The organism is Pedobacter sp. NO84 (genome assembly GCF_059703915.1).
Map to the genome: position 1 here is coordinate 1,842,718 of NZ_AP046575.1, position 21,756 is coordinate 1,864,473.

At 37.8% G+C, this 21,756-nt stretch carries 19 protein-coding genes; 18 read left to right on the top strand and 1 reads right to left on the bottom strand.

All coding sequences use genetic code 11. The features are described 5' to 3' along the window. Positions 1-53 precede the first annotated feature (53 nt). The 15 genes from nhaA (at position 54) to AC6H0V_RS07940 (ending at position 15,927) form a co-directional block, all read left to right on the top strand. Positions 54-1,238, top strand: coding sequence for a Na+/H+ antiporter NhaA (nhaA, locus tag AC6H0V_RS07870; RefSeq protein WP_497563174.1), 1,185 nt, complete (start codon positions 54-56; stop codon positions 1,236-1,238). Between the two features lie 47 nt (positions 1,239-1,285). Continuing rightward, complete coding sequence (locus AC6H0V_RS07875; protein ID WP_497563175.1) at positions 1,286-1,786, top strand: hypothetical protein; 501 nt, start codon at positions 1,286-1,288, stop codon at positions 1,784-1,786. Between the two features lie 32 nt (positions 1,787-1,818). Continuing rightward, entirely contained in the window at positions 1,819-3,654 is a 1,836-nt protein-coding gene (locus AC6H0V_RS07880; RefSeq protein ID WP_497563176.1) for a glycoside hydrolase family 2 protein, read from the top strand. A 2-nt stretch (positions 3,655-3,656) separates the two neighbouring features. Continuing rightward, on the top strand, positions 3,657-5,015 hold the full coding sequence (locus AC6H0V_RS07885) for a glycine-rich domain-containing protein (RefSeq protein WP_497563177.1): 1,359 nt from the start codon (positions 3,657-3,659) through the stop codon (positions 5,013-5,015). Between the two features lie 22 nt (positions 5,016-5,037). Then, on the top strand, positions 5,038-5,448 hold the full coding sequence (locus AC6H0V_RS07890; protein WP_497563178.1) for an LIC_13387 family protein: 411 nt from the start codon (positions 5,038-5,040) through the stop codon (positions 5,446-5,448). 79 nt (positions 5,449-5,527) lie between these two features. Continuing rightward, positions 5,528-5,779 (top strand): type II toxin-antitoxin system Phd/YefM family antitoxin, encoded by a 252-nt coding sequence (locus AC6H0V_RS07895; RefSeq protein ID WP_497563179.1) that lies wholly within the window; start codon positions 5,528-5,530, stop codon positions 5,777-5,779. 8 nt (positions 5,780-5,787) lie between these two features. Beyond that, positions 5,788-6,060, top strand: coding sequence for a Txe/YoeB family addiction module toxin (locus tag AC6H0V_RS07900; protein ID WP_497563180.1), 273 nt, complete (start codon positions 5,788-5,790; stop codon positions 6,058-6,060). A 427-nt stretch (positions 6,061-6,487) separates the two neighbouring features. Next, positions 6,488-7,324, top strand: coding sequence for a prephenate dehydratase (locus tag AC6H0V_RS07905; RefSeq protein ID WP_497563181.1), 837 nt, complete (start codon positions 6,488-6,490; stop codon positions 7,322-7,324). Between the two features lie 81 nt (positions 7,325-7,405). Then, on the top strand, positions 7,406-7,774 hold the full coding sequence (locus AC6H0V_RS07910; protein WP_497563182.1) for a nuclear transport factor 2 family protein: 369 nt from the start codon (positions 7,406-7,408) through the stop codon (positions 7,772-7,774). Between the two features lie 97 nt (positions 7,775-7,871). Further along, complete coding sequence (locus AC6H0V_RS07915; RefSeq protein WP_497563183.1) at positions 7,872-9,005, top strand: chorismate mutase; 1,134 nt, start codon at positions 7,872-7,874, stop codon at positions 9,003-9,005. Positions 9,006-9,048: 43 nt separating this feature from the next. Continuing rightward, positions 9,049-10,332, top strand: a complete 1,284-nt coding sequence (aroA, locus tag AC6H0V_RS07920; protein WP_497563184.1) for a 3-phosphoshikimate 1-carboxyvinyltransferase — start codon at positions 9,049-9,051, stop codon at positions 10,330-10,332. A gap of 132 nt (positions 10,333-10,464) precedes the next feature. Continuing rightward, on the top strand, positions 10,465-11,577 hold the full coding sequence (gene aroC / locus AC6H0V_RS07925; RefSeq protein ID WP_497563185.1) for a chorismate synthase: 1,113 nt from the start codon (positions 10,465-10,467) through the stop codon (positions 11,575-11,577). Between the two features lie 159 nt (positions 11,578-11,736). Beyond that, positions 11,737-13,128 (top strand): arginine decarboxylase, encoded by a 1,392-nt coding sequence (locus tag AC6H0V_RS07930; protein WP_497563186.1) that lies wholly within the window; start codon positions 11,737-11,739, stop codon positions 13,126-13,128. A gap of 373 nt (positions 13,129-13,501) precedes the next feature. Next, the gene (locus AC6H0V_RS07935; RefSeq protein ID WP_497563187.1) at positions 13,502-14,215 is read left to right on the top strand and encodes a 3'-5' exonuclease; all 714 of its coding nucleotides are present in this window, start codon (positions 13,502-13,504) and stop codon (positions 14,213-14,215) included. After that, positions 14,215-15,927, top strand: coding sequence for an ABC transporter ATP-binding protein (locus AC6H0V_RS07940; RefSeq protein ID WP_497563188.1), 1,713 nt, complete (start codon positions 14,215-14,217; stop codon positions 15,925-15,927). Before AC6H0V_RS07935 ends, AC6H0V_RS07940 begins: the two co-directional genes overlap by 1 nt. Before the next feature lie 106 nt (positions 15,928-16,033). Here AC6H0V_RS07940 and AC6H0V_RS07945 read toward each other — a convergent pair whose 3' ends face one another. Beyond that, positions 16,034-17,023: a hypothetical protein gene (locus AC6H0V_RS07945; protein ID WP_497563189.1), complete on the bottom strand. Its 990-nt coding sequence runs from the start codon at positions 17,021-17,023 to the stop codon at positions 16,034-16,036. Between the two features lie 355 nt (positions 17,024-17,378). Here AC6H0V_RS07945 and rnr point away from each other — a divergent pair, with 355 nt between their 5' ends. Genes rnr through AC6H0V_RS07960 form a run of 3 tightly spaced genes read left to right on the top strand, consistent with a single transcriptional unit; the run spans position 17,379 to position 21,666 of the window. Further along, on the top strand, positions 17,379-19,514 hold the full coding sequence (gene rnr / locus AC6H0V_RS07950; protein WP_497563190.1) for a ribonuclease R: 2,136 nt from the start codon (positions 17,379-17,381) through the stop codon (positions 19,512-19,514). 4 nt (positions 19,515-19,518) lie between these two features. After that, positions 19,519-20,700, top strand: a complete 1,182-nt coding sequence (locus AC6H0V_RS07955; protein ID WP_497563191.1) for a carboxypeptidase-like regulatory domain-containing protein — start codon at positions 19,519-19,521, stop codon at positions 20,698-20,700. Between the two features lie 3 nt (positions 20,701-20,703). Beyond that, a complete protein-coding gene (locus tag AC6H0V_RS07960) occupies positions 20,704-21,666 on the top strand; it encodes a polyprenyl synthetase family protein (RefSeq protein ID WP_497563192.1) in 963 nt (320 codons plus the stop codon). The last annotated feature ends 90 nt before the right edge of the window (positions 21,667-21,756 follow it).

Consider the following 21,756-nt stretch of genomic DNA (forward strand, 5'->3'; position numbering starts at 1 on the left):
TGGGAGCGGTTTTTTAATTAGTTAGCTTATCACTAGATTACCTACATTTAACTATGAAACCCAAAACTTCTATTTTAAAAAGCTTCTTTGCATCAGAAAAAAATAGCGGAATCATTTTATTGATCTGCGTTGTCCTTTCATTGATCGTTGCAAATTCTGGATTTGGGGAAAATTTTACAGAATTTTTAGCTTATAAGGTTGGGTTTGGAGAAAAACTGAGGTATTCTATTTCGGGATGGATAAATGATGGTTTAATGGCCATTTTCTTCTTATTGGTAGGATTAGAAATTAAAAGAGAAATTGCCGAAGGAGAATTATCAACCATTAAAGAAGCTTCTTTACCCGTCCTTGCCGCATTTGGCGGAATGGTTGTTCCAGCCCTGATCTATGTTGCTTTTAATTACGGAAAGGAAAGTGCAACAGGTTGGGGAATTCCGATGGCAACGGATATCGCTTTTGCACTAGCAATTATCTCGATGTTAGGGAAAAATGTACCGCTTTCGTTAAAGATTTTCTTGGCCGCACTAGCAATTGCTGATGATTTGGGAGCGATCCTGGTTATCGCCCTATTTTATACCCAACAGATCCATTGGTATTATTTGCTAATGGCAGGATTAGTTTTTGCCTCATTGTATGCGTTAAATTTCCTGAAGGTTACAAACCTGATTTATTATATCATTCCAGGAGTCTTGTTATGGTATTTTATTCATCATTCGGGAATCCATGCTACTATTTCGGGCGTTCTCCTCGCATTAACCATTCCTATGTATAAAAGTGTTTATAGCTCGCCAGTTAAAAAATTAGAGCATAAATTAAAAATCCCAGTAAATTATTTCATCATGCCTATTTTCGCCTTGGCAAATACCACAATCAAATTTGAATACGGGATGCTTGATGGGCTTTTCTCTACCCTTGGACTGGGAATTTTTGTAGGTTTATTTTTTGGGAAAACAATTGGAATCACCTTATTTTCGTGGTTAGCAGTAAAATTAAATTGGGCCAAGCTGCCCGCACGTGTAACATGGAATCATATTATTGGGGTGGGCATGCTTGCCGGAATTGGCTTTACGATGTCGATATTCATTTCTTTGCTTTCCTTTACCGATCAAAGCTATATCTCGGGGGCTAAGTTTGCTATTCTGTGTACCTCTATCATTTCCGGATTAATTGGTTTCATCTATTTAAAATGCCAACCAAAACCCGAACTCCTTATTGAAGATCCAAACCATGATTTTTAGTATTAAAAGTTTATATTAGTTGTTGTTCTGAGTAATCACATATTGCCATGAAAATAAAGGGCTTATTAACCACGATATTCTTAATATTGATTTCTGCCCCAGGATTTACACAAACTACGGGAAAATTAATATTGGGGAAAGGCTATAAAGGATTTATTCTTCAAGTTGATGTTAGATTGGAATTAGACTTGAATGGCCTTCTACGTTGGATGCCGAGTGAAAAAGACATTGAAGAGCTGGAAAAATTACTTCCGACTTTCTTTAATATAAAAAAATCACTAACAAATTATGAAACCGCCACCTATCCTCTAATTAAGAAAAAACTTCCCGAATATTTTAGGCAATATGTTGGGTATATTAATAAAAATGGCCAAAAAATGATTTTCGTTAATTGTGTTGACGATTATGAAAAATATAAAACTTCGTCTTATAAAAACGCTGACAAAGAGTTAATGGATATGAGGGATGGCGGAATAAGTATTTGGAAAATTAATTACCATATAGAAAAAAGAAAATTCTCTGAATTCACTCCTAACGGTGAAGCCTGATAAATCAACTATTTCTTTAAAAAACATAAATAATGAAATTAAAAGCTATCCTTACGGGAATTATCTTACTACTAATTAGTCAATTATATGCCCAAAAGCAATGGGAGCTAAAAACGGACAAGATTTTAACACCTTGGGCCCTAAAGGTAGATCCAAACTCTACCCTACCTGAATATCCTAGGCCACAAATGGTGAGAACAAACAATTGGAAAAATTTAAATGGCCTGTGGGATTATGCCATTACACCAATATCAACCACAACTCCTCTATTTGAAGGGAAAATTTTAGTGCCTTTTGCGATAGAATCGGCACTATCCGGTGTCCAAAAAACGGTTGGGAAAGACAGTGTATTATGGTATAGAAATGTGATTTCGGTTCCCAAAACAATGAGCGGGCAAATCTTATTGCATTTTGGCGCAGTTGATTGGCAGACAGAAGTTTTTGTGAATGGCAAGAGCGTAGGCATACACGAGGGTGGATTTGATCCCTTTACTTTTAACATTACCTCATTTCTGCAAAAAGGTACTAATCAGGAAATCAAATTACGTGTGTGGGATCCTACTGATGATGGTACGCAACCACGCGGAAAACAAGTTAAAAAGCCCCATGGGATCTGGTACACTCCGGTTACTGGAATTTGGCAAACGGTATGGCTAGAGGCAGTGCCAGCAACCTATATCGCGACAACCAAACAAACACCTGATATTGATAGTCATACGATTACAGTAACGGGAACTTTTCACAATATTCAGCAATCAGATCAGTATAAAGTAGAGGTTATAGAAGGAAACCAAGTTATTGGCACACAGACTTCAACAACCGAGACACCCGCTGTAATTAAGCTTAGTAATGAGAAATTATGGTCGCCCAGCAATCCTTTCTTATATGATTTACGAATTAGTCTGATCAGAAATAATAAAATAATCGATCAGGTGATGAGTTACTTCGCCATGCGTAAAATTTCTGTTGGTACAGATGCCGCTGGGATTAAACGAATGCTATTAAATAATCAGTTTCTGTTTCAATTCGGGCCGCTAGATCAGGGATGGTGGCCCGATGGTCTATACACCCCACCAACAGAAGATGCGATGAAATTTGATGTAGATCAGTTAAAGAAAATGGGCTTTAACATGATAAGAAAGCATATTAAGGTAGAGTCTGCTCGGTATTACAACTATTGTGATAAGGTGGGAATGCTGCTGTGGCAGGATATGCCAAGTGGCGATTTAGGTAATGCTTGGAATTCAAATCCAGGAATAATTGGCAACGAATCAGATCAAAAGCGTACGCCAGAATCAGAAGGTTATTACCGCAAAGAATGGTCGGCAATTATGGATGCCTTGCACAATTTTCCATCTATTGTAGTTTGGGTACCTTTTAATGAAGCTTGGGGGCAATTTAAAACTGTTGAGATTACGGAGTGGACCATAAAAAAAGATCCTTCCCGACTAGTGAACAGTGCAAGTGGTGGAAATTTCTATAACACCGGTCATTTTACAGATATCCATAGCTATCCCCACCCATCCATGCCCAGGCCAGATCTATTTGGCAAAGACAGGATCTTGGTGTTGGGAGAATATGGTGGTTTGGGTTTGCCCGTTGAAGAACATACCTGGCAACAAAAAAATAATTGGGGATATCAAAGTTTCAAAACCCCGGAAGAACTGTTCAAGAAATATGCCTTCTTTACCGAACGCTTAAATGAACTGATCGCTTTGGGCCTATCGGCCGCGGTTTATACGCAAACTACAGACGTGGAAGTAGAAATTAACGGATTGATTACCTACGATCGAAAAGTAATCAAAATGCCAATAGAGCAACTATTTAAGGTGAATACGAAATTATATAGCTCTGTAGTTCTGAAATAAATATGGTTGATAACGAACTTTGGGATAAGATTGTAAGTTTCAATTTGGACTATCCCCAAAGTGAATATAATTTTTCTATCAGATTGGCCGATGAAAATTATTGGACAAAAGATTTCACCGAAAAAGCGATACTAGAATATAAAAAATTCATGTATTTGGCGGCAAATACTGAGCTGATGGTATCACCTTGTGAGACAGTTGATACTGTATGGCATCAACATCTTATTTTTACACAATCCTATCAATCTTTTTGTAAGCTTTTGGGCAAGCAAATTCAGCACGTACCTTCAATTCATAACAAGGGAGATCATGCAAGATTTAATAAGGCTAAACATAGAACTCAAAAATTATATTTCTCAAATTTTGGAGAACAACCGAGATCAATTTGGGAGTATGACGGAATGTACAATAGTCTAAAACTCAAAAAATCCTCTTTCAAGATTAGGTCATTCATTATAATCGGACTTCTTACGTTAGCCCTATTAACCATACCTAGTACACTTTTCTTATATCCCATCTATGCGCAAATTAATAATCCCGATTTCCTCATTGGTTATGCTTTAATTACGATTTTTACATTTATTGTGCTTGAATTCTATAATCGGTATTACTTGAAAAGCATCATTAAAAAGATTGAAAGCGATGCGTTTATATTCCATCTAAATCCTTTAGAACTTGTTTACCTCCAAACACAAAAACTTTCATCAGTTATTCATGGAGTAGTAAATAGGGCAATCGAAGAAAAAAAGGTAACCATAAATAAGGATGGTTCATTTGAACGGACAAGTTTTGGAATACCGGATACTATTGAAGAGTACCAAACTTTTGATACACTTCATGAATTAGGGGCCGCAACTTATGAAAATGTCCTATATGAACTTAGCATTAAACCAATTTTCTTAAACATTGCAAATTGCATGGATGCTTTTAAAAAGTATTTTAGTAAATCTGCGGTGTTCGGTAAAATATTTTATTTCAATTTTTGTGTGCTTCATTTATTATTTATGTTAGGGTTTATTCGATTAATAACTGGTCTTCTGAGAGATAGGCCAGTAACACTAATCTCAATTTCCATGTTAATATTGGCAGCGTGTATCTATTTTTATCTTAATCGACTTACGAAATTAGTTTGCATTGTTACTATTCCGCAATTATATAGGCAAAATTTAATTCCATCAATGCCTAATCTAGATGATTGGGGATGGCAATATTTTATTTTAGGAACATCAGCTTTATCACCCCTTTTTACCCCAATTATAAGCAAAGCTGGACAATCTAATACGAATGACAATAGCGGTGCTTCATGTGGTTCGTCTTGCGGAAGCTCTTGTGGAAGTTGTGGAGACTGTGGAGGAGATTAAGTTTAATATTAAATTTTATTATATGGCATCACAATACCTTTGGAATTTCGGTTCGGCAATAATCTTCCTGCTAGGGTGTTTGCATTTATATTATACTTTCTTTTCGAATAAATTTTCGTCAAAAAACGAAAAAATGATCGAGGAAATGAAAACTTCTTTCCCTCATCTAACCAAAGAAACTACAATGTGGAAGGCTTGGATAGGTTTCAACGCCAGTCATAGCAGCGGAGCGATGTTTATCGGGCTAATTAATATATACTTAGCTAGCCGCTATTTTAACCTCTTACAACATGATCATTTCTTTTTTATTTTCAATATAGCAACCCTAGTTTTCTACGCATGGCTTGCTAAAGTTTATTGGTTTAGGGTTCCTTTTATGGGCGTTTTAATTACCTTGGGGTGTTACGTTGCGGCTTATTTGCTAGCGTTTTGAATATATATAAAGAAAAATATTTTCATATTTTGTACAAGTTTACGTACGTAATTATGTACCTTTGATTATCCCTATAATTATGAAGGCAATAACTATTTCTACCTTAAGAAAAGATATGAAAACTTATTTCGATCAGGTGTCCAAATCATCAGAGGTGATTATTGTGCCAAGGCATAAAGAAGAAGAAGCAATTGTAATCATGTCAATTAGCGAATACAACTCTTTAAAAGAAACCGAATATTTATTATCTTCCAAAAATAACAGTAAAAGGCTTCAAGAGTCAATTGATCAGATTAGTGCAGGTAAAACCATACCATATGATCTAGATTAACTGTTTATATGACTATCGAATTTACGGTTAAAGGTTGGGAGGACTTCAATTACTGGGTAGAAACCGACACGGAGGTGCTTATCAAAATCAAAGAGCTTATTAAGAGCATTTCGAAGGAACCATTCAAAGGAATTGGAAAGCCTGAACCTTTAAAATTCGGACTAAAAGGATTTTGGTCGAGAAGGATTACCGCTGAGCATCGATTAGTGTATTACATTTCTGGAACAAAGAATAAAGATCAAAAATGCACCATTATCCAATGTCGATTTCACTATGATTAACCACTAGTTTAATCTTGCATATCATACGCAGTTAAAAATTTAATAGAGAATAATGAGACATGCAGTTTAGAAACAAGAGTTTGGCCATAAAATTGATTTAAATATCATACAATCCTAGTCCTTCTTAACTTGAGGTAAAAAATCCTACCATCCTATAATCCTAGTCTTCTTTAGTACAATATTTAATTTTGTTTAATTTATTTTCATTTCCCTATTGACAAATTAAATTTTGAAGTGTACATTTGACACCAACAATAAAAATGCAATTAACAAACACATATTACTTTGGTTACTTTTACTATTTTAGTAAGGGCCGGAGCTAGTATGCAAAAAAATAGATAACAATATTAAAAGTATATAAAAGTTCCGGCCAAAAGCTGGAACTTTTTTTGTTTACTAGGATTACCAAGATTATAGGATTACCAGGATGAAAAAAAACAAATTAAGAGTAGCCATACAGGGCATTAAGGCATCGTTTCACGAAGAGGCAGCATTCAAGTTTTTTGGTAGGGATATCGAAACAATAGAGTGTAATTCTTTCAAACAAACTTGTGATACTTTGGTAAATGGAGATTGCGATTTTGTAATCATGGCCATCGAAAACTCTATTGCAGGCAGTTTATTGCCTAATTACACCTTAATCAGAGAATACAATTTTGCTGTAAGCGGCGAAGTTTATCTCCCTATTCAGTTGCACTTAATGGCTTTACCAGGAGTTAAATTTAAAGATATAAAGTTTGCTACCTCCCATCCTATTGCCATTAGGCAGTGTGTTGACTTTTTCGATGACTTTCCTCAAATTCAAGTAATCGAAAGTAATGATACCGCAGCTTGTGCCAAAAAAATCAGAGACGAGCAATTAACCGACACCGTGGCCATCGCGAATACCTTAGCTGCCGAACTGTATGGATTGGATATTATTGAGCGAAGAATAGAATCAAATAAAAAGAACTATACCCGGTTTTTGATCCTGCAAAAAGATAAAACAGAAGATGCTACGCTCATCAATAAAGCGTCTATCTGTTTTCAGGTTGGAAACCATGTTGGTGCCCTTTCTAAAGTGTTAAACCTATTTGCAGAATTAAACGTAAACCTAACCAAAATCCAGTCTATGCCTGTTTTAGGCAAGAGAAACGATTATTACTTCTATGTTGATATGGAGTGGACCAACATGGAAAACTATGATACTGCCATTAGAAAGGCACTAAAATATACCGTTAACTTTAACATTTTGGGCGAATATGAGAAGAATGATAATGTATAGAGATGTAAGAGGGAATATGTAAGATGGAGGATGTGAGCGCACTTTCCAACATTCCAACGTTAATCCAAAACAAGAATTACCATGAAACAAGCTATTAAAAATTACATTGAGGCCTATAATAATTTCAATATAGAGGGGATGCTAAAAGATTTAGATGAGAGTATTGTTTTCGAAAATAGCAACAATGGTGAAACAAATTTAATACTAAACGGCATAGCCGATTTTAAGACCCAAGCAGAACTTGCAGCCTCCTACTTTACGGTAAGGCATCAGGAAATACTACAGTTAGAAATTAAAGAAGATAAGGCAATAGCTTTGATCCGATATACGGCAATCCTAGCTAAAGATTTAACTGAAGATTTAAAGAAAGGCGATGAAATGAATTTGGAGGGTAAATCCATTTTCTACTTTAACGAAGATAAAATTCTAAAAATAGAAGATAGAAGTTAGTTTGATTCAGATAACCCCTAAAATAAACAAATCGCGACACGCAGAACCCTATATGCACTAGTTAACAAGAAAATATTCATACTATAAAAATCCCATCATGAAACTACAATTAAACATTCAACCATTAAATAGTTGGATCAACATCAAGAACGAGCCTTTAATCATTTCGGGGCCCTGTAGCGCAGAAACAGAAGATCAATTGTTATCAACAGCCCACTTATTGGCCGCAACCGAAAAAGTAAGTGTATTAAGAGCTGGAATCTGGAAACCCCGCACACGGCCAGGAGAATTTGAGGGTATAGGAAGCATCGGTCTAGAATGGTTAAAACGAGCCAAAGCAGAAACAGGATTACCAACTGCAGTAGAAGTAGCCAATGCAAAACACGTGGAAGAAGCCCTTGCCGCGGGTGTAGATATTTTATGGATTGGAGCACGTTCTACCGTAAATCCATTTACGGTACAAGAAATTGCTGATGCGCTTCAAGGCGTAGATATTCCGGTATTGGTTAAAAATCCTGTAAATCCTGACCTACAATTATGGGTAGGTGCATTAGAACGGATCAATAAAGCGGGGATCACAAAATTAGGCGCTATCCATCGTGGTTTTTCTTCATTCGAGAAAAGTGCTTTCCGCAATGAACCCATGTGGGAATTAGCCATCCAACTAAAAACCTTATGTCCCGAATTGCCAATAATCAATGATCCAAGCCATATCTGTGGTAACCGCGAGCTCATTCCTTACATCGCCCAAAAGGCACTGGATTTGGATATGCAAGGCCTAATGATCGAATCACATATGGACCCTTCTATTGCATGGACAGATGCAAAGCAACAAGTTACCCCAACAGCATTGGCCGAAATGGTGAACAAATTCACTTTACGCCAACCCGAATCAAAAAATGAAGAATTTACAGATAAATTGGCTGATCTAAGAAAGGAAATCGATAAAATAGATGACCTTGTAATTCAGAAATTGGCAGAGCGGATGAGTATTACCCAAAAAATTGGTGAATTTAAAAGAGATAATAAAGTAACCATCTTACAGGTTAACCGTTGGGATGAAATTATGCAAAAACGTACTGCATTTGCCAAAGCTTTAAAGCTTGATGTAAACTTTACAGAAAAATTCTTAGAATTGGTACACGCCGAATCCATCAGAAGACAGACCGAAATCATGAATGCAGGAAAAGTTGAAGCTGGGATTGCAGCCGAAGCACACGAGGTAAAATAATTAGCTAATTAACTAATTTGCTAATTAGCTAATTATTCCATATATGAACGATAATGCCTTGCTTTCTTTTAAGGGAAACAAACAAATTGATACCGAAATAAAATTAACCGGCTCTAAAAGCGAATGTAACCGTGCGCTCATAATAAGCGCATTGAGCAAAGGATTAGTAAGCGTCGAAAATTTATCTGTAGCAGCAGACACGGCCTTATTAGTCCAAAGTCTGAAGTCTATAGACCAAAGTAAAACCGACTACCGACTCAAGACTTCCGACTCAAGACTAATCGACATAGGTCCCGCTGGTACTGCGATGCGATTTTTGACTGCATTTTTAGCTATACAAGAAGGAAATTTTACCTTAACAGGAACCGAAAGAATGAAGCAGCGGCCTATTGGGATTTTGGCCGAGGCACTAAAGAGTATTGGAGCCAACATTTTGTATAAAGAAAATGATGGTTTTCCTCCTTTGCAGATTTTGGGACCTTTGCAACAGACTTCAAAAAATGTAAGGATTAAGGGAGATATCAGCAGTCAGTATATTTCAGCATTGCTGATGATTGCTCCTAACCTACCCCTCGGATTAACCTTACAAATTGAAGGCGAATTAACTTCAAAGCCCTATGTTGATATGACCTTAGCAATGTTAGAGCAGGTCGGAATTAGACATCAATGGGATGAAAACACGATTACAATCGAAGCGCAGGATTTTAATACGGCTACTTTATATGTAGAACCCGACTGGAGTGCGGCCTCCTATTGGTATGCGATTGCAGCATTGGCTGATGAGGCTACTATCTTTTTACCAGGGCTTAATGGCTATAGTTTACAGGGAGATAGTGTGATTACAGAAATCATGGCTAATTTCGGAATTACATCACAGTTCAAAAATGGTGGTGTTTATCTAAAAAAAGAAGCAAAGAAGGTGGAGAGGAAAATTTTCGATTTAAAAGAATGTCCTGATCTGGCCCAAACAATTGTTGTGATTTGTGCAGCTTTGGGGCATAACGCTACGTTTACTGGTCTCGAAACACTTAAAATCAAAGAAACCAATCGGGTGTTGGCTTTACAAACTGAACTAGCAAAAATTGGCGTTAAATTTATCGAGAAAAATCTAAGCTATAAACTGGATTGCTCTGGATTGTATTTTCCGGATAAACTTACCGTGCATACCTACGAAGATCATCGAATGGCAATGGCATTTGCCCCCCTAGCATTAAAAATTAACAAAGTTGAAATCGAAGAAAAACAAGTAGTTGAAAAATCTTATCCCTATTTTTGGGATGATTTGGAGAAGGCGGGATTTGAAATTAGTAATGAGTATAGCGTATAGCGTAGTGAGACAGAGTTCAAAAGGAATATCGCATAACATTACATCTTTAAAACATTCAACTTTAAAACAACAAATTTCTACCTTGAACAAACGAATCGCAATATGCAATACTCACTACTCAATACTTAAAAAATGGCAGGTAACTCTTTCGGCAACATATTTAAAATCAGCACTTTTGGCGAATCACATGGTGTGGCAATAGGTGTAATTATCGATGGCTGTCCGGCCGGATTGGCAATCGATATCGATTTTATCCAGTCAGAATTGGATAAACGTAGACCTGGCCAGTCAAAAATTACCACCCAACGCAAAGAAAGTGATACTGTTCAAGTCTTGTCGGGAATTTTCGAAGGAAAAAGTACGGGCACTCCTATAAGTTTGTTAATACCTAACGAAGATCATCGCTCAAAAGACTATGAGCATAACAAAGATATATATCGTCCATCACATGCAGACTATACCTATGATGTAAAGTATGGCATTCGGGACCATCGAGGCGGCGGACGGTCGTCAGCTCGAGAAACTGCGGCCCGTGTTGCTGCAGGTGCCATCGCCAAGCTTCTGTTAAAAACAGCGGGTATAGAGATTTTTGCTCATGTTAGCGCAGTAGGGCAGCTTAATGCTCCGAGTTTTGATTCAATTAATTTAGCCGAAGCATTACGAATAAGGGAAGAAAATATAGTGCGTTGTGCAGATCCACAAGCGGCAAATGAAATGATAAATTTGATTGATTCGGTGCGCAAAGATGGGGATACCATTGGCGGAAAAATTGCGTGTATCATTAAAAATTGTCCAGTGGGATTAGGCGAGCCTGTTTTTGATAAGCTTCATGCTGATTTGGGTAAAGCGATGCTCAGCATCAATGCGGTACACGGTTTCGAATACGGCTCAGGCTTTGCCGGTAGCGAAATGAGAGGATCAGCACATAATGATCTCCCCATCCCCAACTCATCAGGAAAGGGAATGGTAACATTAACCAATTTTTCGGGCGGGATCCAAGGTGGAATTTCTAATGGAATGGATATTACTTTTATTACCGCCTTTAAACCTGTAGCTACCATAATGCATAACCAACAAACCATTAATGCAGCAGGCGATTCTGCAGAAATCAAAGGTAAAGGCCGGCACGATCCCTGTGTGGTTCCCAGAGCAGTAATTATTGTTGAAGCCATGGCAGCGCTGGTGCTTGCCGATCATTTACTAAGGCAAAGGAGCAACAAGTTGGCCTTCGTAGATAATGGTTGATGATTGATGGTTCATGGTTCATGGAGATGATGCCTATGCATCTAATCTATATGCCATCCCCCATTAATCATGAACTTTCTCGCCCCACAGTAAAAAATTGATAATTTGCCACTTTTCTCAATTTAAAATTACATTTTTGCAGAAATTAGTTGAATATAAATGCAGAGTTACTCCGAATTTCTTGATCTAAGCGTTGGATTTCCACAAGAGGGATTTGATGTAATAGATGATGAATTGTATTTCCAGGACCTAAACCTGATGGAAATGATAGAAACCTACGGCACACCGCTTAGGTTTACCTATTTACCTTTGGTAAGCAAGAAAATCCAACAAGCCAAATTGTTGTTTCAAACCGCTATAATCAAGAATAATTATCGTGGCGATTATAAATATTGCTATTGTACTAAGAGTTCGCACTTTAGGCATATTGTAGAAGAGGCCTTAAAAAATGGTATCCACTTAGAAACTTCTTCGGCATTTGATATGCCAATGATCGAAGCCTTAGAGAAAAAAGGGGCATTAACCAAAGATATTACAGTAATCTGTAATGGTTTTAAAACCTATCAGTACAAGCAATATATAATTGATATGTTGCACGATGGGTATAAAAACATTATCCCCGTATTAGATAATAAAGAAGAGTTTAACCTTTACGATGATGAGGTTGAAATGGACACCCCTTGCAATCTAGGTATCAGGATTGCAGCAGAAGAGCAGCCAGATTCTCAGTTCTATACTTCACGCTTGGGCGTAAGAATGGAAGATGTTATTGATTTTTACAATAATAAAGTTGCCGGTAACCCTAATTTCAGGGTTAAATTATTGCACTTTTTCATTAATTCCGGTATTACAGATTCGCCCTATTATTGGAACGAATTAGAGAAATATGTAACCTTATATTGCAAGTTTAAAAAGATAAACCCAGAGCTTGATACGCTGGATATTGGCGGCGGAATGCCTTTCAAGGATAGTTTAGTATTCGATTTCGACTATGAATATATGGTTAACGAAATTGTAAAACGGATTAAAGAAATCTGTTCAGAACACGATGTGGTAGAACCTGATATCATTACCGAATTTGGAAAATATACCGTTGCTGAAGCTTCAGGAATTTTATATAAGGTATTGGGAAGAAAACAACAGAACGACCGTGAGAAATGGTTGATGTTAGATGGGTCCTTTATTACCAACCTACCGGATGTTTGGGCATTAAACCAAAAATACATCCTCTTGCCCATTAACAATTGGGATGCCGAATATGAACGAGTTAACTTAGGCGGCATTACCTGCGATGGACAGGATTATTACAATCAAGAAGCACATATGAACAGTGTTTTTATGCCAAAGACACGTAAAGTTCAATATCTAGGTTTTTTTAATACCGGAGCTTACCAGGAAGTTCTAAGTGGCTATGGCGGGATTCATCATTGTCTATTGCCTAGTCCTAAACACGTACTTATTCGCAGAAACCGCGATGAAACCTTCAATTTTGACGTATTTGGTGAGGAACAAAATAGTAAGCAAGTGCTGAAGATTCTAGGTTACACCTAGCCAGTTTTCAATTGGCAGTTTTCAATTTTCAAAGATCCTTCTTGAGAGAGAGGGATTTTTGCGTTGGCGGAGGGCTTAGAGCGTTTGGCGAAAAGCGAGGGGTTAACAGATTATCCTTCCCGAGAGAGATAAGGATTTTGTATGCGCTGAGCGAATAGTGATAGTCCTTCGACTTCGCTCAGGGTGACATTCTTTGTGATCGCCTCTTGAGTTGTCTCCAGAGCGAAGTCAAGGACAAATTAGTACAATTCGGGGGTCAAAAAGCTTTACGCCATTCGCGAAACGCCACACTAAAAATTAAAATTTTTACTACTTATACCCTTATTTTCCTATCTTCCATTTCCCTATTTAAACAGCTCTAAAACATTAATTTATGCTTAAAGAAGTTAACTTAAATAAGGTTTTTGTTATCGATATAGAAACTGTTCCGCAATACAAAAATTTTGAAGAAATGCCTTTCCCATTTCAAGAATTATGGGAGCTCAAAACCCGCTTAACAAGGAAAGACGAATTTTCTGCGGCCGAGTTTTACGAACGTGCGGGTATTTGGGCCGAGTTTGGAAAAATTATCTGCATCAGTGTTGGTTTTTTCTATCCTCACGAGGGCAAACAACATCTAAGGGTCGGGTCACATTTTGGTCACGATGAAAAGGAAATCCTTACCAGCTTTAACAAACTCATAAATGAGCAAAAAGCTGATCTCATACTTTGTGCACATAACGGTAAAGAATTTGATTTCCCCTATTTATGTCGCCGTATGCTCATTAATGGCCTCGAAATTCCAAGGCAACTTCAACTAGCTGGGAAAAGACCATGGGAAGTTAACCATTTAGACACCATGGAATTGTGGAAGTTTGGCGATTATAAAAACTATACCTCTTTAAATCTGTTGGCCGCTGTGTTAAATATCCCTACCTCAAAAGATGATATTGATGGCAGTATGGTTAAAAAGGTTTACTACGAAGAAAATGATATCCAACGGATTGTTAAGTACTGTCAGAAAGATGTGATCACTACTGCACAAATTTTACTCCGTTTTAAAGGATTGGAAAGTATTTCGGAAGATTATATTACCTTAGTATCCTAATGCTAAACGTAAAAGACCTCGCCATAGAATTTTATAACCGGGAAGAAAAAACTTGGTCGGAAGCTGTACATAAAGTTAGTTTCACCCTAGAAAAAGGCAAGGTTTTAGGTATTGTAGGAGAATCAGGTTCTGGAAAATCAGTTACTTCTTTTTCGATTATGCGCCTGCACGACTCTCAAAACACCAATATTACGGGCACCATAGATTTTGACGATATAAGTTTGTTAGGTTTATCAGAACAGGAGATTAGAAGCTTTCGAGGCAACAAAATTTCGATGATCTTCCAAGAACCAATGACATCGTTAAATCCGGTATTTACCTGTGGATTTCAGGTGCAAGAAGCGATAATGCTGCATCAAAAGGTGGATAAAGTTACAGCAAAGACCCAAACTATCAATCTTTTCAAAGAAGTACAGCTTCCCCGCCCAGAAAATATTTTTTCAAGTTACCCCCACCAACTTTCTGGCGGGCAGAAACAACGGGTAATGATTGCCATGGCGCTTAGCTGTAATCCTGAGTTACTGATAGCCGATGAGCCCACCACCGCCTTAGACGTTACCGTACAAAAAACAATCCTTGATCTGTTACTTCGCTTAAAAGACGAAAGAAATATGGGTTTGATCTTTATTTCCCATGATCTAGCCGTAATCAATGAAATCGCCGACGAGCTATTGGTGATGTATAAAGGCAACATTGTAGAACAGGGGCCCGCTAAACAATTGTTTGAAAATCCACAGCATCCGTATACCAAAGGTCTCTTAGCCTGCCGGCCTGCACCACAACGCAGGTTAAAAAAATTGCCTGTGGTTGCCGATTTTCTAAACGAAGACCAATCTGTTGGTGTGCAGCACCTGCTAGAGATCAACAGTTACACCGACAAAGAAATTGATCAGCGGAGGCACGACCTCTACACGCAGAAACCTTTGCTTCAGGTTAAGAATTTATGCACATGGTATCCGATAAAAAAAGGATTATTCGGTAAAACAACATCCTACGTAAAAGCAGTTGATGATATTACTTTTGATGTTTTTCCCGGAGAAACGCTAGGTTTGGTAGGCGAATCGGGATGTGGGAAAACGACGTTAGGGAGGAGTATCTTACGCTTAGTAGAACCAACCTCAGGTGAAGTTTTATTTGATGGTGCCGACCTAACAAAATTAAATAAATCCGCAATGCGAAAAATGAGACGTGATGTGCAGCTTATTTTTCAGGATCCCTACTCTTCATTAAATCCAAAAATAACGGTTGGAAATGCGATTATGGAGCCTTTACAGGTTCATCATGTATTTAAAACAGATCAAGAACGAAGAGCACATGTTTTGAGATTGCTAGAAAAGGTAAATTTATTGCCAGAACATTTTGATCGGTACCCCCATGAATTTTCTGGTGGACAAAGACAGCGAATCGTAATTGCAAGAGCTCTAGCGCTTCAGCCCAAATTTATCATTTGCGACGAATCTGTTTCGGCCCTCGATGTTTCTGTTCAAGCCCAGGTTCTTAACCTGCTAAGAGAACTGCAGCAGGAATTCAAACTCACCTATATTTTCATCTCCCACGATCTAGCCGTGGTAAAACACATCTCAGACAGAATGATTGTAATGAACAAAGGGAAGGTAGAAGAAGAAGGATTTCCTGAACGCATTTATAACGATCCACAAGCCGAGTACACTAAGAAATTGATTTCGGCTATACCGGGGAACGCTATTGTTTAGCCCCTATGTACAAGAATTACATCTTTTAGGTTGTCAGGGGTGACAAATGCGAAGATCTGCTAACTGTAACTGATAACCGTCTTCGCGTTCTTTGCGACCTTCGCGGTTAATTCTTTACGCGATACCTAGTAAACGTACTCGAAAGTCCAAACCTCATGTAAGCATACTTATCTTGAAAATAGATATTATAGGGATCTTCACCATAGTAGCCCAAAGTTGCCATGATAAAAACATTCTGCATAAATGGGAGGCTATAATTTGCAGAAGCTTCAATGTTTAATCTTTTCTTTGGTGATAAAAAATTATCGTTCGAAAGTTTGTTAATGGCATAAGAAAACTGTCCATTTAAGCGCCACTTTTCCTTTTCTAATCTACTTTTCTTAGTACTTTGATCTAAATCTGATTTTTTCCATCCACTTTTTTCGCCAGCATAAATTTGGTAGATCCTAAACGAAAAGTCATAATTTAATCGTGTAAAACCATAATTATCCTCTAGTGCAGGCTCGTAATTGAACCATTTATGCCATTCGAGTGCTACACTATGATTGTACGAATAATAACTCCCTTTAAGCAAATTTTTACCTGTAAAAGAGCCAAACCGGTAGGCGGCTGTTAAATAGTTGGTATTAAAATTACCTGTCAATGTGTTGATACTCCCATCAGGTAAAAATGCATCCCCATCTTGTCCATTAGAATGATGGGTAAAACTTAACTCAGCATACTTATAGCGCTCAACGCTCTTCGCTAAACGCAGATACAAGCTGCCACCCAGCCTAAAACTTGGCGTACGTACCCCAGCAGATCTATCCGTACGAACCCTAACGGTAAAATCTGGATTAACAGAAAAAGCAATTGGTAATGTTCGAGGGCCGAAAAGCATGTAAGTGGTAGTTAATTTCCCATTGATTACATAGCCAGAAGGAGCCCCTATTTCGCCCAATGGCGAAGTATAGGAAAGTTGACTGTTCTCTTTGTACAACGAATTATAGGCTAGGTTAATCGAATGGTTTACTTTACTAGAATCCATTTCATCACTTTGTGCAAGCACAACCATAGCATTGGATAGGTAAATTAAGGCGAAAAAGATTTTTCTCATGGAGAACATTTAATAGTAACGTTTTTACTAGGGAAACGGTTTTTACGCTTCGCGGTTGATTTCACAGATGAAGATGATTTCACCGATTCTTTAGGCATCCAAAACTGGCAACTTCAAACTGATAACTGCCAACTCCCTTACGCTTCGCGATTGATTTCACTGATTAAAGGATTACACGGATTAAAGGATTATAGATTTTGTAAACCTTGTCTTGCTAAACTCTTTCGGACTCTCAGACTTCCCGACTTCCGGACTTTCGAAATCGCTTTCGAATTGTTATCCTATCGTTATTTCTAACAAAAAATACCGCTACCTAAACATACAATTGCTATCTTCGATACATACAAGAATACCAATGGCAAAACACAAACATTCTGATATAAAACTCGTTTTAACGCAAATGATTAGCGATATTTTTGACAAAAACAAAAATGTTGCCTTAAACTATAAGCAAGTTGCCGCCAAATTGAATTTAAAAGAGGGCGCTGCAATAGAAACTATTTTAGAAATACTGAAAGATCAAGTTAATAAAGGCATATTTATTCAGCCTGAAAGAGGGAAATTTCGTCTAAAAGAGCTGAAGACTTTTATAATTGGTACAGTAGACATGACCGCTGATGGTTCTGCATTTATCGTTCCCGATGATGAGTTTGAGAAAGATATTTTTGTTGCTCCACGCAAACTTAAAAATGCATTAAATGGTGATAAGGTAAAGGTTTATGTATTTGCCAAAAAAACAAGCGGAAGAAAAAACGAAGGTGAGGTTGTCGAGATAATTACGCGTTTAAAAACAGATTTTATAGGCGTTGCCAAAGTTTCAGAACGTTTTGCTTTCATCATTCCTGATGACCGTAAAATGCACCATGATATTTTTGTGCCATTAAACGATTTAAATGGGGCAAAAAATGGGCAAAAGGTACAGGCTAGCATTACCGATTGGCCGGAAGGAGCTAAAAATCCCATTGGAAAAATCATCAATGTTTTAGGTACGCAGGGCGAAAACGATACCGAGATGAATGCGATCCTGGCACAATATGGTTTCCCATTGAGTTTTCCGGAGGCAGTAGAAAAAGAAGCCAATGCCATTCCAGAAACAGTAAGCGAGGCTGATATTAAAGGGCGTAAAGATTTTAGGGAAACCACCACCTTTACCATCGATCCGGCCGATGCCAAGGATTTTGACGATGCCATCTCCTTTAAAAAATTACCGAACGGCAATTATGAAATTGGAGTTCATATTGCCGATGTTTCTCACTATGTGTTGCCCAACAGCAGCCTTGATAAAGAGGCCTATGAACGTGCCACATCGGTATATTTGGTTGATCGTGTAATCCCAATGTTGCCAGAACGCCTTAGTAATGGAGTATGTTCTTTACGCCCTAACGAGGATAAACTTTGTTTTGCTGCAGTTTTCGAATTAGATGAAGAAGCTAATATCCAAAACCAATGGTTCGGTAGAACAGCCATTCACTCTAATAGACGATTTAGTTATGAAGAGGCCCAAGATGTAATCGAAACCAAAGCAGGAGATTGTGCCGAGGAGATCCTTAAATTAAATGAACTAGCCTACAAACTAAGGGATCGGAAATTTAAAAATGGCGCCATAAGTTTTGAGGGTACTGAGGTTAAGTTTAAACTGGATGAGCAGGGCAAACCAATAGGTGTTTACGTAAAAGAACGAAAAGATGCACACAAACTGATCGAAGATTTTATGCTATTGGCAAATCGTAAGGTCGCCGAGTTTATCGCAAAAAAAGGGAGTGGAAAGCAGAAATACACCTTTGTATACCGCTCCCATGATTCTCCAAACCTCGAAAACCTGAATAACTTTGCCACTTTTGCAGCGCGCTTTGGATATAAAATCAACATGAAAAGCGATCGGGAAATTGCCAAGTCGTTAAATTACTTAATGGAAGATGTTGAAGGTAAGAAAGAACAGAATATGTTAACGCAATTGGCCATTCGCTCTATGGCAAAGGCCATTTATACTACCAAAAAAACCAGTCACTACGGATTGGCATTTGACCATTATACCCATTTCACTTCTCCTATCCGTAGATATCCTGACGTGATGGTGCATCGCCTATTGGCTATATATCTTGATGGAGGAAAATCAGCCAATGAAGAAGAGTACGAAACCGCCAGTTCCCATTCGTCGGCTATGGAAAAACGCGCTGCTGATGCCGAAAGGGCTTCCATTAAATACAAACAGGCCGAGTATTTAGAAGATAATATCGGGAACATATACACTGGCATCATTTCGGGCGTTACAGAATGGGGAATGTATGTAGAAATTATAGAGAACAAATGCGAGGGGATGATTCGATTGAGAGACATTACCGACGATTTTTATGTGCTCGACGAGAAAAATTATTGCATCGTAGGACAACGGAAGAACAAAAAATATCAACTTGGTGATGAAGTTCAGGTAAAGGTTAAAAAAGTTGATCTTTCCAAACGCCAGATAGACTTTTCATTGATCCAAGATTAAGTGAATGAAATATACACTCTGCATTATACTGTTGTCATTTTTGCTGAAAGCTGAGGCCCAGAATCTGCAGGGGAAGGTAGTTGATGAAGTTACAGGCGCCGGGATTCCATTTGTATCCGTAGGGATTATAGGGACCAATGATGCTACTGTAAGCAATGAGAATGGCGATTTTGTATTGAAAGTGGCAGCTTATCCTGCTAAATTAAGGGTTAGTCATGTAAGTTATCTACTAACAGAGATCACCTTAACTTCCGCCCAAGAAAAACTAACCATACCATTAAAACCTGCTACAATTAGCTTAAGTGAAGTAACTATTGATCCTTTTAAAGGGCAAAAAATTGTGAAAGAAGCCCTGGAAAAAGCTAAAACTGCTGCAGCTTTAAATTTTTACGTCAGTGCTTTCTACAGGCAATTGACTACTATTAACGGAAAACCAAGTCAGATTTACGAATTGTTCTACGATTTGAAATGGAATACCAGACGTGTGCAAGGCTGGATAGCAAAAAAAAGTAGATATGCCCAAAATAGTCAGGAAACAATGTTCTCATTAGACAACCTCTCCTTTCTCACCTTTAAAAACGGCGGTTATTTATTCCCAGAAAATGGAGGTAAATTTGTAAATCTAACCTCGCTCCCCAGCTATCAGATCACGATAGAAAAATACATAGAGCAATCCGACCAGAAAATTGCCGTAATAAGTTGCAAGTATAAAAATCCAAAAAGAAACGTTTACTATGTAAATACAACTTATTATATTGGTCTAGAAGACTTTAAGATATACAGGGTAGAAAATAGCTTATTCAATATCCGGTTAGCTATTATAGGAAGCGCTCCAAAATTTCCTCCTATCACTACTACCGTCGCAACATTTAATGGAAATGACAACCCTATTCCGGTTCTAGAAAGCGTATCGACGAAGTTTTTCATAAAACTGAATGCAGGCGGAAAAGAAATGGAAGCAAATCTAAGTTCTTTATTGATTGTGTATAAAATTGATGGTCTTTCCAGTAATCAACAGTACAATGTATTGGATAGAAAAACAAAAGATAGAACAATTATCGAATCTCTAAAATATGATGCGGCCTTTTGGAAAGATAACCCAATCGTAAAACAAACCACCTTAGAAGATTCTTTTATAAAAATGATGGAAAGCAAATCGGCTTTCGGTACCATGACTAACCCTTAAACAATGCACAGCCCAACAGAATTACAAGCTCTCATAGAAAAAGCGATACCACAAATATCATATCCTAAGCATCCGGCAGATTTATATGCCCCTATTCGTTACATAATGAGCCTTGGGGGCAAACGCATTAGGCCTGTGATGGTTTTGATGGCTACCGAATTATTTTCAACAGAAATCGAAAAGGCCATGGATGTTGCACTGGCAATAGAAACCTTTCATAATTTTACCCTTGTACACGATGATATTATGGACAATGCGCCACTTCGTCGTGGTAAACAAACGGTACACGAAAAATGGGGAACAAACAATGCCATTCTAAGTGGCGATGTAATGATGGTAGAATCGAACAAACACCTGTCAAAAGTAAATGTAAATGTACTTAAACCAGTTTTAGATACATTTAATGCCATTGCACAGGGTGTATGTGAAGGTCAGCAGTTAGATATGGAATTTGAGCAGAGAAACGATGTAAGTATAGGAGAATACTTAGAAATGATTCGCTTAAAAACTGCAGTCTTATTGGGAGGTGCCATGAAACTAGGTGCCATTGTAGGTGGCTCTAGCACTGCCAATGCCGAATTACTCTATCAGTTTGGCGAAAATCTTGGAGTTGCTTTTCAGTTACAAGACGATATTTTAGACGTATATGGCAACCCGGAGTTATTTGGCAAACAAGTGGGTGGTGATATTATTGCTAACAAAAAAACCTTCATGCACCTAAAAACACTAACACTGGTTACAGTTGAAGAGGCTGATCATTTAACTAGCTTAACTACAAATCAAGTAGAAAAGATTGATCACGTGACACAGCTTTACAATAAATATGAAATTAAAGAGCTGGCAACCGAAGAGATGGAAAAATACCTGGCAAAAGCCAATCAGGCATTAGCTAACCTAGCGGTGGCCGACGAGAAAAAAACATATTTCAGAGAATTGGTGCAGCAAATACTTGAGCGTGAACGTTAAAGTAGTCATCGGATGACTTAAGTCATCCGATGACTAGGCATAAAAAAAGTCCTGATCAATTGATCAGGACTTTTTTGTCTCGAGACAAAT

Excerpts from the sequence above, each read along its gene's own strand:
- aroC (WP_497563185.1), top strand. The coding sequence starts at position 10,465 with ATGGCAGGTAACTCTTTCGGCAACATATTTAAAATCAGCACTTTTGGC.
- AC6H0V_RS07935 (WP_497563187.1), top strand. The coding sequence starts at position 13,502 with ATGCTTAAAGAAGTTAACTTAAATAAGGTTTTTGTTATCGATATAGAA.
- AC6H0V_RS07945 (WP_497563189.1), bottom strand. The coding sequence starts at position 17,023 with ATGAGAAAAATCTTTTTCGCCTTAATTTACCTATCCAATGCTATGGTT.
- AC6H0V_RS07955 (WP_497563191.1), top strand. The coding sequence starts at position 19,519 with ATGAAATATACACTCTGCATTATACTGTTGTCATTTTTGCTGAAAGCT.
- AC6H0V_RS07895 (WP_497563179.1), top strand. The coding sequence starts at position 5,528 with ATGAAGGCAATAACTATTTCTACCTTAAGAAAAGATATGAAAACTTAT.
- AC6H0V_RS07885 (WP_497563177.1), top strand. The coding sequence starts at position 3,657 with ATGGTTGATAACGAACTTTGGGATAAGATTGTAAGTTTCAATTTGGAC.
- AC6H0V_RS07910 (WP_497563182.1), top strand. The coding sequence starts at position 7,406 with ATGAAACAAGCTATTAAAAATTACATTGAGGCCTATAATAATTTCAAT.
- nhaA (WP_497563174.1), top strand. The coding sequence starts at position 54 with ATGAAACCCAAAACTTCTATTTTAAAAAGCTTCTTTGCATCAGAAAAA.
- rnr (WP_497563190.1), top strand. The coding sequence starts at position 17,379 with ATGGCAAAACACAAACATTCTGATATAAAACTCGTTTTAACGCAAATG.
- AC6H0V_RS07890 (WP_497563178.1), top strand. The coding sequence starts at position 5,038 with ATGGCATCACAATACCTTTGGAATTTCGGTTCGGCAATAATCTTCCTG.
- aroA (WP_497563184.1), top strand. The coding sequence starts at position 9,049 with ATGAACGATAATGCCTTGCTTTCTTTTAAGGGAAACAAACAAATTGAT.
- AC6H0V_RS07915 (WP_497563183.1), top strand. The coding sequence starts at position 7,872 with ATGAAACTACAATTAAACATTCAACCATTAAATAGTTGGATCAACATC.
- AC6H0V_RS07930 (WP_497563186.1), top strand. The coding sequence starts at position 11,737 with ATGCAGAGTTACTCCGAATTTCTTGATCTAAGCGTTGGATTTCCACAA.
- AC6H0V_RS07880 (WP_497563176.1), top strand. The coding sequence starts at position 1,819 with ATGAAATTAAAAGCTATCCTTACGGGAATTATCTTACTACTAATTAGT.
- AC6H0V_RS07875 (WP_497563175.1), top strand. The coding sequence starts at position 1,286 with ATGAAAATAAAGGGCTTATTAACCACGATATTCTTAATATTGATTTCT.
- AC6H0V_RS07900 (WP_497563180.1), top strand. The coding sequence starts at position 5,788 with ATGACTATCGAATTTACGGTTAAAGGTTGGGAGGACTTCAATTACTGG.
- AC6H0V_RS07905 (WP_497563181.1), top strand. The coding sequence starts at position 6,488 with ATGAAAAAAAACAAATTAAGAGTAGCCATACAGGGCATTAAGGCATCG.
- AC6H0V_RS07940 (WP_497563188.1), top strand. The coding sequence starts at position 14,215 with ATGCTAAACGTAAAAGACCTCGCCATAGAATTTTATAACCGGGAAGAA.
- AC6H0V_RS07960 (WP_497563192.1), top strand. The coding sequence starts at position 20,704 with ATGCACAGCCCAACAGAATTACAAGCTCTCATAGAAAAAGCGATACCA.